The organism is Bradyrhizobium sp. USDA 4449 (assembly GCF_054056275.1).
Map to the genome: position 1 here is coordinate 4,612,878 of NZ_JBSRYD010000001.1, position 16,256 is coordinate 4,629,133.

Annotated in this window: 14 protein-coding genes; 8 read left to right on the forward strand and 6 right to left on the reverse strand. The window is 64.4% G+C overall.

Going from position 1 to position 16,256, the window contains the following annotated elements:
- Positions 1-63 precede the first annotated feature (63 nt).
- Complete coding sequence (locus ACVIIW_RS21475) at positions 64-561, reverse strand: hypothetical protein (RefSeq protein ID WP_456705219.1); 498 nt, start codon at positions 559-561, stop codon at positions 64-66.
- Positions 562-1,005: 444 nt separating this feature from the next.
- Here ACVIIW_RS21475 and ACVIIW_RS21480 point away from each other — a divergent pair, with 444 nt between their 5' ends.
- The 6 genes from ACVIIW_RS21480 to ACVIIW_RS21505 all read left to right on the forward strand — a co-directional run bounded on the left by ACVIIW_RS21480 (position 1,006) and on the right by ACVIIW_RS21505 (position 7,151).
- Positions 1,006-1,242 (forward strand): cysteine rich repeat-containing protein, encoded by a 237-nt coding sequence (locus ACVIIW_RS21480; RefSeq protein WP_456702552.1) that lies wholly within the window; start codon positions 1,006-1,008, stop codon positions 1,240-1,242.
- 190 nt (positions 1,243-1,432) lie between these two features.
- Complete coding sequence (hpnC, locus tag ACVIIW_RS21485; protein WP_456702553.1) at positions 1,433-2,317, forward strand: squalene synthase HpnC; 885 nt, start codon at positions 1,433-1,435, stop codon at positions 2,315-2,317.
- A complete protein-coding gene (hpnD, locus tag ACVIIW_RS21490; protein WP_456702554.1) occupies positions 2,307-3,146 on the forward strand; it encodes a presqualene diphosphate synthase HpnD in 840 nt (279 codons plus the stop codon). The genes hpnC and hpnD overlap by 11 nt, the downstream gene beginning before the upstream one ends.
- On the forward strand, positions 3,146-4,402 hold the full coding sequence (gene hpnE / locus ACVIIW_RS21495) for a hydroxysqualene dehydroxylase HpnE (RefSeq protein ID WP_456702555.1): 1,257 nt from the start codon (positions 3,146-3,148) through the stop codon (positions 4,400-4,402). Before hpnD ends, hpnE begins: the two co-directional genes overlap by 1 nt.
- Positions 4,403-4,452: 50 nt before the next feature.
- On the forward strand, positions 4,453-6,405 hold the full coding sequence (shc, locus tag ACVIIW_RS21500; RefSeq protein WP_456702556.1) for a squalene--hopene cyclase: 1,953 nt from the start codon (positions 4,453-4,455) through the stop codon (positions 6,403-6,405).
- Positions 6,402-7,151: a phosphorylase gene (locus tag ACVIIW_RS21505; protein ID WP_456702557.1), complete on the forward strand. Its 750-nt coding sequence runs from the start codon at positions 6,402-6,404 to the stop codon at positions 7,149-7,151. The genes shc and ACVIIW_RS21505 overlap by 4 nt, the downstream gene beginning before the upstream one ends.
- Positions 7,152-7,548: 397 nt before the next feature.
- On the opposite strand, the gene hpnH is transcribed toward ACVIIW_RS21505, so the two are convergent.
- Together hpnH and ispH are read right to left on the reverse strand one after the other, a co-directional pair.
- Positions 7,549-8,709, reverse strand: coding sequence for an adenosyl-hopene transferase HpnH (hpnH, locus tag ACVIIW_RS21510; protein WP_456702558.1), 1,161 nt, complete (start codon positions 8,707-8,709; stop codon positions 7,549-7,551).
- 35 nt (positions 8,710-8,744) lie between these two features.
- Complete coding sequence (gene ispH, locus ACVIIW_RS21515) at positions 8,745-9,671, reverse strand: 4-hydroxy-3-methylbut-2-enyl diphosphate reductase (RefSeq protein WP_456702559.1); 927 nt, start codon at positions 9,669-9,671, stop codon at positions 8,745-8,747.
- Positions 9,672-10,123: 452 nt separating this feature from the next.
- On the opposite strand from ispH, the gene hpnN reads away from it, so the two are divergent.
- Positions 10,124-12,712: a hopanoid transporter HpnN gene (gene hpnN / locus ACVIIW_RS21520; protein WP_456702560.1), complete on the forward strand. Its 2,589-nt coding sequence runs from the start codon at positions 10,124-10,126 to the stop codon at positions 12,710-12,712.
- Here the strand turns inward: hpnN and ACVIIW_RS21525 are convergent.
- On the reverse strand, positions 12,680-13,306 hold the full coding sequence (locus ACVIIW_RS21525) for a DUF2147 domain-containing protein (RefSeq protein ID WP_456702561.1): 627 nt from the start codon (positions 13,304-13,306) through the stop codon (positions 12,680-12,682). The genes hpnN and ACVIIW_RS21525 overlap by 33 nt on opposite strands.
- A 142-nt stretch (positions 13,307-13,448) precedes the next feature.
- On the opposite strand from ACVIIW_RS21525, the gene hpnO reads away from it, so the two are divergent.
- On the forward strand, positions 13,449-14,840 hold the full coding sequence (gene hpnO / locus ACVIIW_RS21530; RefSeq protein WP_456702562.1) for an aminobacteriohopanetriol synthase HpnO: 1,392 nt from the start codon (positions 13,449-13,451) through the stop codon (positions 14,838-14,840).
- Between the two features lie 36 nt (positions 14,841-14,876).
- On the opposite strand, the gene ACVIIW_RS21535 is transcribed toward hpnO, so the two are convergent.
- Both ACVIIW_RS21535 and ACVIIW_RS21540 read right to left on the reverse strand, forming a co-directional pair.
- A complete protein-coding gene (locus tag ACVIIW_RS21535; protein WP_456702563.1) occupies positions 14,877-15,641 on the reverse strand; it encodes an anti-sigma factor family protein in 765 nt (254 codons plus the stop codon).
- Positions 15,638-16,186 carry a sigma-70 family RNA polymerase sigma factor gene (locus ACVIIW_RS21540; protein ID WP_456702564.1) on the reverse strand — a complete coding sequence of 183 codons (549 nt, stop codon included), beginning with the start codon at positions 16,184-16,186 and terminating at the stop codon, positions 15,638-15,640. The genes ACVIIW_RS21535 and ACVIIW_RS21540 overlap by 4 nt, the downstream gene beginning before the upstream one ends.
- Between the last annotated feature and the right edge of the window lie 70 nt (positions 16,187-16,256).

Genomic DNA, 16,256 nt, shown 5'->3' on the forward strand with positions numbered 1-16,256 from the left:
CGGCAGCAAAAAGCCCCGGTTCGCGAGAGCCGGGGCTTTTTTCTTTCGAGGAAGAGAGGACGATCAGCCCCTCGTCATGGTGATGTTGACGCCGCGGATCTCGCCCTTGGACGAGATCTGCACGGTCTGCTTGGAGCCGTTGGTGCGCAGCGACAGATTGGCGGCAAAGCCGTTGGCCTCGACGAACACGTCGATCTGGCCGCCGCCGGCGGTCCCTTGCAGATTGCCGAAGATGTTGCGGTTGGACTCGCTCCAGTTGCCGGAGATCCGCTCGCCCTGGCTGGTCACGTCGCTGGTGAGGTCGAACTTGTAGCTGTCGGATGCGCAGTGCAGCGCCTGCTTGAGGTTGAGGCCGGTGCCGGCGACCTTGTAGTCCGCCTTGCAGCGGATGCGCTCGGTCGAGCCATCGGACAGCGACACCGTGCCGGTGCCGGTCCATGCCCCGTCGAAACCGGCGAAGGGACCGGACGACTGAGCGTGGCTTGCCGCAACTGAGAAGAGCAGCGCCGCGCCAATGCCGGCCGCCTTGATTGCCAGTTCAGATCGCCCAAAGAATTTCATCATCAATATCCCGTTTTGGAACGACGCCTGCTTCATCGCAGATCGTCTCGCCACATCGAACGTTTAGTGTTGTGAGGCGGGGTCAGGTTCAAGAGGCTGGGCCGAGCGGTCTTGCAACGGTCCGTGCCTGGATCCCCTCTGTTTCCATGTGTTTCCGGCCGGAATGGCCGATCTGACAGATGCAGCTCTGCAACAGGTCTGCCGTAAAACGCCGTGCCTCAGAATTTCGACGTAGTATCAAACCCTTACCTCTGCCAATGAAGATCGGGGGAAGACCTGATTTGGTACGCGCGGCGCCAATTTGGCCGCATTTACCAGCGCTTGTGGCCTTCTCCGGTGCCGCTCTCATCCCGCGGTAACTTGCCATCAGAACAATCCGTTCCCGTCGTCTGCCCTGTGCTGTGCGGGATTGGTGCGATTCTGCCGTTAGAATGAAGGAATACAATGCGTAAGCTTTTCGTCGCTCTCACCGTGCTGTCGGCAACCCTGTCCACGGCTGCGTTCGCCCAGCAGGGCGGCCGTGGCACCGAAGCCGAGCAGAAGGCCTGCACGCGCGATGTGCAGAAGTTCTGCCGTCCGGTTATTGATCAGGGCGATTTCACTGTCCTGGCCTGCCTCAAGGAGAATCGGGCCAAGATCTCGCAGGCCTGCGACCAGGTCCTGAAGAACCACAACCAATAAGCTCGGCCACTGGCCCACAAAGGCGGCCCCCAGGGGCCGCCTTTTTCAGGCCGGATCCGCGGGGCTGCCATCGCGAGACAGGATTGGTTTTGCGGCCGTATTCCCCTATATGGGGGCCGCGGCAGCGCCGGCATGAACCCGCGCGCGCGAACAAGCCCTTCCTGTCCAAACGATTGTTGATCAGCCCTCGATGACCTCTGCGAGCGAATTGCGATCCGGCAAGGGTGACCGCGACGAGAATTTTCCCGTCGCGTCCTGGATCATTCACCCGCGTCATCGCGCCCTGATCCTGGCCTATTACAATTTCGTCCGCACCGCCGACGACATCGCCGACCACGCGAGCCTGCCGGCCGAGGAGAAACTTCGTTATCTCGACCTGCTCGAGGCGGAACTGCTCGGCAAGGGCGATACCCAGGCCGAGGCCGTCGCGCTGAGGCGCGCGCTGGCCGATCGAGGCATGGCGCCGCGCCATGCGCTCGACGTGCTCATCGCCTTCCGCATGGACGTGAGCAAGCTGCGCTACGAGACCTGGGACGAGGTCATCCACTATTGCCGCTATTCGGCCATGCCGGTCGGCCGCTTCATGCTCGACGTTCATGGCGAGGCGACCTCGACCTGGGCCGCGTCGGATGCGCTGTGCGCGGGCCTGCAGATCAACAACCACCTCCAGGATTGCGGCAAGGATTTCCGCGAGCTCAATCGCGTCTATCTGCCGCGCGATGCGCTGGCAGCACACGGCGCCACGGTCGAGCAACTCGGGCTTGCACAATCGCCGCCGGCGATGCTGGCCTGCCTTCATGGCCTCGCCGTGCGCAACGAAGCATTGCTCAACGAGGGCAGGTCGCTGGCTGCGGAGATCCGGGATGCCCGCCTCGGGCTCGATGTCGCGGTGATCCAGGCCTACGCCGATCGTATCGTGCGCCTGTTGAAGGTACGCGATCCCCTGCGCGAGCGCGTGCATCTGAACAAGTTCGAACTGCTCATGTTCAGCCTCGCCGGCATGATCGGCGAAGTCGGCCGCCGCGCGATCGGCCGCAAGGCCCTCTCCAATCCGGGGGCTGCCCATGACGCTTGAGGCGACCGCGCCCGGCGCCGATTATGGCTCGTCCGCATCGAACAGTTCCTTCTACGCTGCGATGCGCATCCTGCCGCGCAACCAGCGCGAGGCGATGTTCCAGATCTACAGCTTCTGCCGCCAGGTCGACGACATCGCCGATTCCGACGGTCCGCGCGAGGTGCGGCTCGCCGCGCTTCAGCAATGGCGCAACGACATCGACGCGCTCTACCGGGGCAATCCGCCGCCGCGGCTGAAGGACTATGTCGCGTCGGTGAAGACCTTCGGGCTGAAGCGCGAGGATTTTCTCGCCATCGTCGACGGCATGGAGATGGACGTGCCGCAGGATATCCGCGCGCCCGACATGGCGACGCTCGACCTCTACTGCGATCGCGTCGCCAGCGCCGTGGGACGTTTGTCGGTGCGGGTATTCGGCCTGCCCGAGGATGACGGCATCCAACTCGCTCACCATCTCGGCCGCGCGCTCCAGCTCACCAATATCCTGCGCGACATCGACGAGGATGCGACGCTCGGCCGCCTCTATCTGCCGCGCGAGGCGTTGCTGCATGCCGGCATCACCTCAAACGATCCGAACCGCGTGATCGCCGAGCGCGCGCTGCCGAAAGTCTGCCTGCCGCTGACGCAGCGCGCGAAGGCGCATTTCGAGAAGTCGGACGAGATCATGAACCGCAACAGGCGCCGCGCGGTGCGCGCGCCGAGGATCATGTCGAAATACTACCATTCCATTCTGGACCTCCTGATCGCGCGCGGCTTCAACGCACCGCGCGAGCCGGTGCGTGTGTCGAAGGTCACGCGCTTCGCGATCCTGCTCCGTTACGCTGTCATCTGATGCAAAACACAGCTCACATCATTGGCGCCGGCATTTCCGGCCTCTCCGCCGCTGTGCGGCTCGGCAATGCCGGCTACAGGGTCGCCGTGCACGAGGCGACGCACCAGGCCGGCGGCCGCTGCCGCTCCTATTTCGACGGCGCCACCAATCTCATGATCGACAACGGCAATCATCTGCTGCTGTCGGGCAACAGCCACGCCCGGGCCTATGCGCGCGCGATCGGCACCGAGGCGGGCCTGGTCGGGCCTGACAGTGCGCAGTTTCCCTTCGTCGACGTCAAGACCGGACAGCGCTGGCAGATCGATCTCGGCAATGGCCGCTGGCCTGCCTGGGTGCTCGACGAGAGCCGCCGCGTCCCTGACACGGGTCTGACCGATTATCTCAAGCTGGCGCCGCTGATTTGGGCGTCGGAGCAGACGCCGGTCGGCAAGTCCATTCCTTGCGAAGGCACGCTCTATCATCGCCTGGTGCAGCCGCTGCTGCTCGCCGCGCTCAACGTCGATCCGCCCGAGGGCTCGGCCGGGCTTGCCGGCGCGATCGTGCGCGAGACGCTGCTCGCGGGCGGGCAGGCCTGCCGTCCGCTGATCGCGCGCGATGGCCTGAGCACCGTTTTGATCGAACCGGCCGTGAAATTCCTGACTGAGCGCGGGCACACCGTTCAGCTCGGTCATGAGCTGCGCTCCTTCGTCACCACCGACGGCAACGTCAGCGCGCTCAATTTCGGCGGCGAGGACGTGGTCCAGCTTGCCGCGGGCGATGTGATCGTGATGGCGGTGCCGCCCCGCGCGGCGACGAGCCTGCTGCCGGGCCTGACTGCGCCGACCGAATTCCGCGCCATCGTCAATGCGCATTTCCGCTTTGAGCCGCCGCCGGGTTCGGCACCGATCCTGGGCGTGATCGGCGGCGTGGTGGAATGGCTGTTCGCGTTCCCCAACCGGCTGTCGGTCACCATCAGCAATGGCGACCGTCTCGTCGATATGCCGCGCGAGGAACTCGCGCAGGCGATCTGGAATGACGTCTGCGCGGCGGGCGGCGTCTCCGGCGAGCTGCCCCCATGGCAGATCGTGCGGGAGCGCCGTGCCACATTTGCGGCAACGCCGGCGCAGAATGCCCTGCGTCCAGGGCCGGTCACCGCGCTGAAAAACCTGTTCCTTGCCGGCGATTGGACTGCTACGGGATTGCCTGCAACCATCGAGGGATCGGTCCGATCGGGTGATCGCGCTGCCGATCTGGTTCTGGCCGCAAAGCGGCCCTGACGGGCAATGTCCCGGTCATTTTCAATCGACGCCAGGAGCAATCGAGCGACATGGATTCCGTGAACGCGACCAGCCGCGAAGCTTTGGAATCGAGCATTGCGTCAGCCACGCAAGGCGTCCTCGCTTTCCAGCAACCCGACGGCCATTGGGTATTCGAGCTCGAGGCCGACTGCACCATTCCGGCCGAATATATCCTGCTGCGCCATTATCTCGCCGAGCCGGTCGACACCGCGCTCGAGGCCAAGATCGGCAATTATCTGCGCCGCGTTCAGGGTGCTCATGGCGGCTGGCCGCTGGTGCATGACGGCGAGTTCGACATGAGCGCCAGCGTGAAGGCTTATTTCGCGCTGAAGATGATCGGCGATTCCGTGGATGCCCCGCACATGGTGCGTGCGCGGCAGGCGATCCATGCGCGCGGCGGTGCCGTCAACAGCAACGTGTTCACCCGCTTCCTGCTCGCAACCTTCGGCGTCGTGACCTGGCGCGCGGTGCCGGTGCTGCCGATCGAGATCGTGCTGCTGCCGTTCTGGTCGCCGTTCCATCTCAACAAGATCTCTTATTGGGCGCGCACCACCATGGTGCCGCTGATGGTGATCGCCGCGCTGAAGCCGCGCGCGAAGAATCCCAAGGGCGTCGGCATCGACGAGTTGTTCCTGCAGGATCCGCGCTCGATCGGGATGACCGCCAAGGCGCCGCACCAGAGCATGGCCTGGTTCGTGCTGTTCCGCGCGCTCGACGGCATCCTGCGCGTGATCGAGCCGATGTTTCCGAAGCGCCTGCGTAAGCGCGCGATCGATGCCGCGCTTGCCTTTACCGAGGAGCGGCTCAACGGCGAGGACGGGATGGGTGCGATCTATCCGCCCATGGCCAACATCGTCATGATGTACGATGCGCTCGGCAAGGACGAGAACTTCCCGCCCCGCGCGATCACGCGCCGGGGCATCGACAAGCTGCTCGTCGTCAAGGGCGATGAGGCCTATTGCCAGCCCTGCGTCTCCCCGGTGTGGGACACGACGCTGACCGCGCATGCGCTGTTGGAGGCCGGCGGCGACAAGGCGTTGCCTGCCGCCAAGCAGGGCCTGGACTGGCTGATCCCGAAGCAGGAGCTCGAGGTGAAGGGCGACTGGGCGGTGAAGCGGCCCGACGTGCGTCCCGGCGGCTGGGCGTTCCAGTACAACAATGCGCATTATCCCGATCTCGACGACACCGCCGTGGTGGTGATGTCGATGGACCGCATGCGCCGCGAGCACGGCGTCGCCGGCTATGATGCCGCGATCGAGCGCGGCCGCGAGTGGATCGAGGGCATGCAGAGCGACGACGGCGGCTGGGCGGCCTTCGACGTCAACAACCTCGAATACTACCTCAACAACATCCCGTTCTCGGACCACGGCGCGTTGCTCGATCCCCCGACTGAGGACGTCACCGGGCGCTGCATCTCGATGCTGGCCCAACTCGGCAAGACCGAGAAGACCAGCAAGCAGGTCGCCGATGGCGTTGCCTATCTGCGCAAGACCCAGCACCCCGAGGGGTCCTGGTACGGCCGCTGGGGCATGAACTTCATCTATGGAACCTGGTCGGTGCTCTGTGCGCTGAACATGGCCGGAGTTCCCCACAGCGACCCGATGATGCGCAAGGCGGCCGGCTGGCTGGCCTCGATCCAGAACAAGGACGGGGGCTGGGGCGAGGACGCCGTCAGCTACCGGCTGGACTACCAGGGATGGGAGCCGGCCCCGTCGACCGCCTCGCAAACGGCATGGGCCTTGCTTGCCCTGATGGCTGCAGGCGAGGTTGATCACCCGGCCGTCGCCCGCGGGGTGGAGTACCTGATTGCAACACAGAACGAAAAAGGACTGTGGGATGAACAGCGTTACACCGCCACAGGCTTTCCCCGCGTGTTCTATCTGCGGTATCATGGTTACCCGAAGTTCTTCCCGCTGTGGGCGCTGGCGCGATATCGGAACTTGCGGAACACCAACAGCAGGGTGGTAGGGGTCGGGATGTGACGACGGGGACGGGGGACTATGTGACCGCGGGTCAAGCCATTGATCCGCGCCCGATATTGATTGTGACCGGACTGGTGCAGGAGGCCCGCATTGCGGCAGGGCCCGGCATGGCCGTCATTTGCTCGTCGAGCAGCCCGGCCCAGTTGCGGGCGCTGCTGACGGTGGTGGATCCTGATACGATTCGCGGCGTGATCTCGTTCGGCGTGGCCGGCGGGCTCGACCCGAGCTTGCGCTCCGGCGACGTCGTGGTGGCGACCGAGGTGCTCTCGGGTGATGACCGCTGGGGCGCCGGCCTGTGGCTCAGCGACGACCTCATCGAGAAGCTGACATCCGGCCGCCGCCGCGTGGTGCGCGGCAGCCTCGCCGGTGCCGAGGAAGTGGTCACCGGTTCATCGTGCAAGGCGGCGCTGCATTCCGAGACCGGCGCCTTCGCCGTCGACATGGAAAGCCACATCGCGGCTGCCTACGCCGCCGAGGCCGGCCTGCCGTTTGCCGCGGTCCGCGTCATCAGCGACCCCGCGCACCGTGCGCTGCCGGCGATCGCCCGCGCAGCCATCAAGCCGAACGGCCAGATCGACCTCGCCGCCGTCCTGCGCGGCATCGTGCGCAATCCCGCGACGCTGCATGCCCTGGTCTCCACCGGCATCGACTTCAACCGCGCGCTGCGTTCCTTGCGCGGCTGCCGCGATTTTCTGATCGGGACGGAGCTCGTGGGCAGCGAGGCGCTCGCCGCTGAAGCGGCCTGAAGGGCGTCTTCGAGCTGAACAACACAAAAGGCCCGGTCGCGGTGCGATCGGGCCTTTTGTTTTGAGCTGCGCGATCGTCGTCATAGGCGGGCGGCATACGCACGAGGTGGTCTGCGCAGTGCCGCCGGGCAGCTTGAATGCGAACCGATCCGCACTGTGCCCCCCGCTTTGATTGTTCCTCCGCCATGCGAGAACAGAACGATTGGAAAACGTTCGCGGCGGCGAGCACGCTTCTACTGTGCATGGGGTTGTTTTTCACATCTCGCATAAGTGCGAGGAGGCGAGGGGCGTCGCTTCGCGTATCGTTCCGTCCTGGCGGACCCTCGCGCCGAACAAAAGAAAAAGGCCCGATCGCGATCGGCGACCGGGCCTTGTTCGTTTTCGCCGGCTGACGCCCCTACGCGGCCGTCGAAGCCTTCCGCGCGGCCTTCGCCGCGGCGGCTTCGGCCTCGTCCTTGCGGATCTCGGAGAGCTTCTTCTGGACCTGCTCCGAGAAGATGTACTGCGCCGGGCGCTGCTTCGACATGTCGATCTCCGGCGCCATCGGGCCAGTGGTCTTGATACCGCGCAGCGACACCCACATCGCCTTGATCGGGTTGTTGAGGGCTGCGGTCGCTGCCGTCGGCTCGTAGCCGCAATGGGCCATACAGTCGGCGCACTTCTCGTACTTGCCGGTGCCGTAGGTCTCCCAGTCGGTGGTGTCCATCAGCTCCTTGAAGGTTTTGGCGTAGCCTTCACCGAGCAGGTAGCAGGGCTTCTGCCAGCCGAAGATGTTGCGCGCGGGCATGCCCCACGGCGTGCACTCGTATTCCTGGTTGCCGGCGAGGAAGTCGAGGAACAGGCCGGAGTGCATGAAATTCCACTTCTTGCCCTTGCCCAGCGCGAAGACGTCGCGGAACAGCTTCTTGGTCTTGGCGCGGTTGAGGAAGTGCTCCTGGTCCGGCGCGCGCTCATAGGCATAGCCGGGCGACATCGAGACACCGACGCCGAGCTCGACGGTGAGGTCGAGGAATTTCGCGATCTCCTCGGCCGGATGGCCGTCGAAGATGGTGGCGTTGACGTTGACGGTGAAGCCGCGGGCCTTCGCCGCCTTGATCGCGGAGACGGCGCGGTCGAACACGCCCTGCTGCGACACGGCCTTGTCGTGATGGTCCTTGAGGCCGTCGAGATGGACGGAGAAGAACAGGTATGGCGAGGGCTCGAACAGGTCGAGCTTCTTCTCGAGCAGCAGCGCGTTGGTGCAGAGCGACACGAACTTCTTGCGCGCGACGAGGCCGCGCACGATCTCGCCGATCTCCTTGTGGATCAGCGGCTCGCCGCCGGGAATCGCCACCATCGGGGCGCCGCACTCGTCGGCCGCGTCCCAGCACTCCTGGGCGGTCATGCGGCGGTTGAGGATCGCATCCGGATAATCGATCTTGCCGCAGCCGACGCAGGCGAGGTTGCAGCGGAACAAGGGTTCCAGCATCAGCACGAGCGGATAGCGTTTGCGGCCAAGCAGTTTCTGCTTGAGCAAATAGCCGCCGATACGCATTTCCTTGAAGAAGGGGATTGCCATTACACGTTTCTTTCTGGGCTTCAAATTCGGGTAGGTCAGCTTGCAGCCAGTTCGGCCGGAAGCCGGAATTCGATGTTTTCCTCGCGGCCGGGGAGCACCGAAACCGTCACCGGTCCGATCCGCCGCAGCGCTTCGATCACGTCATCAACCAGCACCTCGGGCGCCGAGGCGCCGGCCGTGAGGCCGACCGACCTGGCACCATTCAACCACTCGGGATTGAGCTCGCTTCCATCGGCGATCAGATAACTCGCGACACCGGCCTCAGTGCCGATCTCGCGGAGCCGGTTCGAGTTCGAGCTGTTGGCGGCGCCCACCACCAAGATCACGTCAACCAGCTTGCTCAAGTCCCTTACCGCAGATTGGCGGTTCTGTGTCGCATAGCAGATATCCCGGATGTCCGGGCCTTGAATATCTGTAAATCTTGCCTGGAGGGCGCCGATAATATCCCTGGTGTCGTCGACCGACAGGGTGGTCTGGGTGATGTAGGCCACTGGCGTATCCGCCGGCAGCGCCAGGGCCCGGGCCTCTTCGACGCTCTGGACCAGCAGAACGGGCCCGGGAACCTGGCCCATCGTGCCCTCGACCTCGGGGTGGCCGGCATGGCCGATCAGGATCAGGGTACGGCCCTTGGTGATGTAGCGCTTCCCCTGATTGTGAACTTTCGTGACCAGCGGGCAGGTGGCATTGAGCACCGGAAGGTCGCGCGCGGCGGCCTCTTCCTCGACACTGCGGGCGACGCCGTGAGCACTGAATACCGTCACGGCCTTCGGCGGAACCTCGGACAGCTCCTCGACGAAGATCGCGCCCTTGTTCTTCAGGCTCTCGACGACGTATTTGTTGTGCACGATCTCGTGGCGCACATAGACCGGCGGGCCGTATTTCTCCAGCGCGCGCTCCACGATCTCGATGGCGCGCACCACGCCCGCGCAAAAGCCTCGCGGCTGCGCCAGATAAACTTCCATTGGACGTCCATCACGCAAATTGCACCAATCCGCTCAATTGTCCCGGGGCACTCTGATAGGGCGCGTGCTGCAATATCCGCACCAATGTTTCGCGACCTCGGCAGGTTGCCCACCCGTGGGTTCCGATGCATGCAGGCGCAGCACTTTGTGTCAAAAAATCGGCAATAAGGGAAGTGTGGGTGACCCGCAGGTTTGGGCGGGACCGGGCGCGGGTATTATAATGCGGTCGTCCGAGTGAGCAAGTCGGCGATGACTGTGCTCACCCCTTCGTCACTTTACCGCCTCAACTCGGCGGCTGTACCGCTGTCCCGCATGCTTTTTGCCATGGTCCTTCGCCGTCTACCTCGAACCTTGTTCGAGCGAGAACGACCCAAACGGCAATAGGTTTCGCCTGGGAACTCCGCTAAAGAGCGGGCGTTTCCGGCAAGCTGTTAACCGCAGAAAGAAAAGAAGTGCTGCAAAGCGTAGTCGTTGCCATCGTCAGGGCCTGTACCCGGTTTGCCTCTCTCGTCGTCGTTCTCGGGCTCCTGCTGGCGGTGGGGGCGGGCTATTACACGTCCCGGCACTTCGCCATCAATACCGACATTAATTCCCTGATCTCGCAGAAACTCGACTGGCGTCAGCGCGACCAGCAGTTCGACCGTGCCTTCGACCGCGATGCGACGATCCTGGCGGTCGTGGAAGGCGCGACGCCGGAGCTGACGACGGCGGCGGCGGACGCGCTGTATGCCAGGCTGAAGGACGACAAGGCCAATTTCGTCGCCATTCAGCAACTCGGCACCGGCGAGTTCTTCGAGAAGAACGGCCTGCTGTTTCTTCCGACCGAAGAAGTCGGCAAGATCACCGGCCAGTTCGAATCCGCGGCGCCCCTGATCGAGATCATGGCCGGCGATCCGTCGATCCGCGGCCTGACCGGTGCGCTGGAGACCGGGCTCGCCGGCGTCAAGCGTGGTCAGGTCAAGCTCGATAGCACCGAGCGGCCGTTCAACCTGATCTCGCAGACGGTCGAGACCGTGCTCAACAAGGGCAACGCGACCTTCTCCTGGCGTGAACTCGTCAGCGACCAGCCGCTGCAGGATTCGGACAAGCGGGCCTTCATCGAATTCAAGCCGATCCTTGACTACAACGCGCTTGAGCCCGGCAAGGACGCCACTGACGCGATCCGCAAGGCGGCGGCGGATCTCGATTTCGCGACCAAGTACCACGCGCGTGTGCGGCTGACCGGTCCAGTTCCGATTGCCAACGAGGAATACGCGACCGTCCAGGAGGGCGCCGTCGTCAACGGCATCGGCACCGTTGTGGTCGTGCTGTTCATCCTGTGGCTGGCGCTGCATTCAGCGAAGATCATCTTCGCCGTATTCGTCAATCTCTTCGTCGGCCTTGCGGTCACCACTGCCGTCGGCCTGATGATGGTCGGCTCACTCAATCTGCTGTCGATCGCGTTCGCGGTGCTGTTCGTCGGCCTCGGCGTCGATTTCGGCATCCAATACAGCGTCCGCTACCGCTCGGAGCGTTACAAGGTCAATGATCTCGGCAAGGCGCTGGTGCTTGCCGCCAGACGCTCCGCAATCCCGCTGTCGCTCGCCGCGATGGCCACCGCGGCCGGCTTCCTCTGCTTCATCCCGACCGACTACAAGGGCATCGCCGAGCTCGGGCAAATCGCCGGCGTCGGCATGCTGGTGGCGTTCATCTCCTCAATCACCGTCCTGCCGGCAATGCTGAAGCTGCTGAACCCGCCCGGCGAAAAGGAGCCGGTCGGCTACGCATTCCTCGCGCCGCTCGATCACTTCCTGGAGAAGCACCGCGTGCTGGTCGTTGGTGGCACGCTGCTGCTCGCGGTCGCCGGCCTGCCACTGCTCTACTTCATGAAGTTCGACTTCAACCCGATGAACCTGCGCAACCCGAACGCCGAGTCGATCGCGACCTTCCTCGACCTGCGCAAGGATCCCAACACCGGCGCCAATGCGGTCAACGTGATGACCACGTCTGAAGAGCAGGCCAAGCAGGTCGAAGCGAAGCTCGAGAAGGTGCCGGAGGTGCTGCGGGTGATGTCGCTCGACAGTTTCGTGCCGGAGGACCAGCAGCCGAAGCTGAAGCTGATCGCGCAGGGCGCCAAGATCCTGAACCCCGCGCTCAATCCGGATCAGATCGACGCGGCGCCGTCGGATCAGGAGAACGTCGATTCACTGAAATCCTCGGTCGACAATCTGCGCCGCACGGCAGGTGACGCAAAGGGCCCTGGCGCGGTCGCCTCGCGCCGCCTAGCGGACGCGCTCGAAAAGCTCGCCAATGCCGACGAATCGACCCGCAACAAGGCGCAGGACGTGTTCGTGACGCCGATGAAGATCGTGTTCGACCAGCTCAGGAAGGCGATGCAGGCCGAGCCTGTCACCCTGAAGTCACTGCCGCCCGATCTCGTCAGCGCCTGGAAGAGCAAGGATGGCATCATCCGCGTCGAAGCTCAGCCGAAGGGCGATCCCAACGACAACGACACGCTGCGCAAGTTCGCGGCGGCCGTGCTCGAGGCGGAGCCGACAGCGATCGGCGGACCGGTCTCCATCCTGAAATCCGGTGACACCGTAGTGCGAGCGTTCATCCATGCCGGCATCTACGCGCTGCTGGTGATCAGCCTCCTGCTGTGGATCACCCTGCGCCGCCTGGTCGACGTTGCGATGACGCTGGTGCCGTTGCTGGTTGCAGGCGCGGTCACGCTCGAGATCTGCGTGCTGATCGGCCTGCCGCTCAACTTCGCCAACATCGTCGCGTTTCCGCTGCTGCTCGGCGTCGGTGTCGCGTTCAAGATCTATTATGTCGTGGCGTGGCGGTCCGGCAGGACAAACCTGCTTCAGACCAGCCTGACGCGCGCGATCTTTTTCAGCGCACTGACGACGGCGACCGCATTCGGCAGCCTGTGGCTGTCGAGCCATCCGGGCACGTCCAGCATGGGCAAGCTGCTCGCACTCTCGCTGGTGACGACGCTTGCCGCAGTGCTGCTGTTTCAGCCGGCCCTAATGGGCAAACCCCGCAATCTCAGGGAGTAGGCAGATGTCGCCGACGGGATCGGGGGCACCTTTCTGACCGGGCTTGGCCGCGGCGGCACTCTTTGGAGCCGCTGTCATCGGTGCAGGTGCTGCGGCGCCCGACGCGGCCTTCGGCGCCGCCCCCGTGGTTTTTGGCCCGCCCTTTGCCATGGCGTTGGCGGGGCTCGAGGGAATCGGGGGACCGACGCGGGTCCAGGTCTCGCCGCCGCACAGGAAGCCCAGCACGCAGCCCTTGATCTCGAGCTGGTCAGCGCCGACAGGCGTGATGGTCGCACTATACATCTGGCCATCCTTGGCGTTGTAGACCTGACCTTCCCACTGCTCGGCGCCGCCCACTTTCTTCATGTTGATCAGGGTCGCCATGCCTAGCGTAGGCCTGTTCTTTTTTGAGACATCCGGATTGTTCTCGTCGCGGCCGCCGGGTTTCTTTTCCCAGGAAACGGCGCCCCACATGCTGCCATTGCATTGGGCGACTCGGATATTGGCGACGCCGTCCGCGACCCGCCAGTCGCCGGTAGGATCGGCCGCGAGCGCTGGTGTCAGGCCGGTGTAACCGCCTGCCAGTATTAGTCCGGTGTAAATAGCCAAACGCATGAGTGTTCCTCGGCAGTGCAACATGGTCTAAAGCTGTGCTTGCGAAGATGGTCCGAAAAAGGGCAAAAGGCCGCACAGAGCGTTTTCCGTTCGCTGACCGTTTTCAGTTGACGAAGCGGCCCTCAACCGAAGTATGTAGCGGATGAACAGTCCAAATCCAGACATGTCCCAGTTGTTCGCGGACCGTCAGGCCCAGCGCAACACCCTGCATAATAGGTACCTGAACGAGCAGTTCGTCCGGGTTCTCAAGACCATCGGCTACGATGTCGGGTTCCAGAAAGGGCAGGGGCAGTACCTCTACGATCGCGAGGGCGCGCGCTATCTCGACCTGCTGTCCGGTTTTGGCGTGTTCGCGATCGGGCGCAATCATCCGGTGATGCGGGACGCGTTGAAAAGCGTGCTCGACGCTGATCTGCCCAATCTCGTCCAGTTCGATGTTTCGGTGCTCGCCGGCGTCCTCGCCGAGCGGCTCCTGAAGTATGTTCCCTATCTCGACAAGGCGTTCTTCGCCAATTCCGGCGCGGAATGCGTCGAGGCCGCGATCAAGTTCGCCCGCGGCGCCACCGGCCGCCCGGGCATCGTCTATTGCGCCCACGGCTACCATGGCCTGACCTACGGCGCGCTGTCGCTGACAGGGGATTCGAACTTCCGCACCGGCTTCGAGCCGCTGCTGCCGGGTTGCACCCCGGTTCCGTTCAACGATCTCGCCGCGCTCGAGAAGGCGCTGGCCTCGCGCGAGGTCGCGGCCTTCGTCGTCGAGCCGATCCAGGGCAAGGGCGTCAACATGCCCTCCGACGAGTTCCTGCCGGGCGCGGCCGCGCTTTGCAAGAAATACGGCACGCTGTTCGTCGCCGACGAGATCCAGACGGGCATGGGCCGCACCGGACGCTTCCTCGCGGTCGAGCATTGGAACGTCGAACCCGACATGGTGCTGCTGTCGAAGTCGCTCTCGGGCGGCCACGTGCCTGTTGGCGCCGTGCTGACGCGCAAGAGCATCTTCGACAAGATATTCAACCAGATGGACCGCGCGGTGGTGCACGGTTCGACCTTCTCCAAGAACGATCTCGCGATGGCCGCGGGCATTGCCACGCTCGATGTGATGGAATCGGAGAAGCTGATCGAGTCCGCCGCCAAGCGCGGCGCCGAACTTCGCCTGGCACTCACGCGTATGGTGCCCGGCTATGAGCTGCTGAAGGAAGTCCGCGGCAAGGGCCTGATGATCGGCATCGAGTTCGGGCCGCCGAAATCGCTGCGGCTGCGGGCCTCCTGGAACGTGCTGGAAGCCGCCAACAAGGGCCTGTTCTGCCAGCTCATCACCGTGCCGCTGTTCAAGGATCACAAGATCCTGACGCAGGTCGCCGGCCACGGCAGCCACACCATCAAGCTGCTGCCGCCGCTCACCATCACGGAAGAAGACTGCAGCTGGATCGAGCGCGCCTTCGACGACGTCATCGCGGGCAGCCACAAGGTTCCCGGTGCGATCTGGTCGCTCGGCAAGACGCTGGTGGACAACGCGGTGCGGCGGTCGGCTTGATCTCTTGCCGCGGCATCGGCAACGACGGCGAGACGACTACCCCTCCACATTCGCCTTGATCGCCGCCTCGAACTTGTCCACGAACTCGGTGAGCTCGTCGCCGCCGATATCGCTCACGGCCCAGAAGTTCAGGCCGCGCTCGCCCCAGCGGCGGCAGTTGAAGCCCTGCATGGTCTGCGTCTTCGGGGGCCGATGCTCGATGCTCGCGGTCTGCGCCACGAACAGGTTGATGATGTGCTGCCGGCGCCGGTAGACGACGGCACCGATGGCGCGGGCATCGACATAGTCGAGCCGGCCGCCGACCAGCGTAAAGCCTTGCGCAGTGAGGTCGATGACGGGCGGGGCGACGTCGAGCTTGCCGTTGAACCAGGGTTTGACGGTGTGTTGGTCGGTCGAGACGACGTCGATGAGGTGGCCGGCCTGGAGCGAACGCAGATGCGCGGAGACGACCTCCGAAAGGATGCGCTGCTGGTCGTCCTGGCGCAGCACCACGGCAAAGACGCCGGAGGCGGCGAGCGCAGAGACCGCCGAGCCCATTGCGAAACCACGCAGCACGGAACGCCGGCTCGGCTGCGGCCGCGCTTGCGGCATCGACGCCTCGATACGGGCACGCAGACTAGCCGGCGCACTGTAGCGCAGCTTGGTGTCGGCCAGCACGCGCTTCATCTCGCGTTGTGCTGCGAATTCGGCCGCGCAGCCCGGACAGCCGGCGAGATGAGCTTCGACCTCGCGCGCGTGGCCGGCATCGAGCTCGTTGTCGAGCAGAGCGTGAAGCAGCATCTTTGCTTCGTCGCAGGTCATTTCGAGTGCTCCTCTTCCGCCGTCCAGGCCGCGCGCAGCATGGCGCGGGCACGAGCGAGGCGGGACATCACGGTGCCGACGGGGACGCCGACGGCTTCTGCAATTTCGCGATAGGACAGGTTATTGATCTCCCGCAGCACGAAGGTCTCCTTGAACGGCTCGGCGAGTGCGTCGATCATGTTGCGGATGGCGCCGGCGTCGCGGTTACGCAAGACTTCCGTCTCCGGGCTCGCCTCGTTCTCCTGCCACATCGGCGTCTGGTCGGTTGCACCGGGCGTGTCCTCGATCGCGGCGGGCGAATGCACGCGCCGGGCATATTCGGCGTTGCAGACATTGCGCAGGATCGCGAACAGCCACGGCTTCATGGCCGGGCCTCGATAGCTGTCAAAGTGCTTCAGCGCGCGCAGATAGCATTCCTGCACCGCGTCCTCCGCGTCGGAGGCGTCGCGCAGCAGATAGCGTGCGAGCGTGTAGACGTCGTCGAGATAGGGCAGGGCCGCCTCGCGGAAGCGCTGTGCCTTCTGGAAATCGTCGCTGACGGGCATCGCCTCTCGCTTTGCCTCTTGCTGCGTTTCGTCCGGGGTTTCGCCTTTGGGCCTGACCGCAGGCACGCGC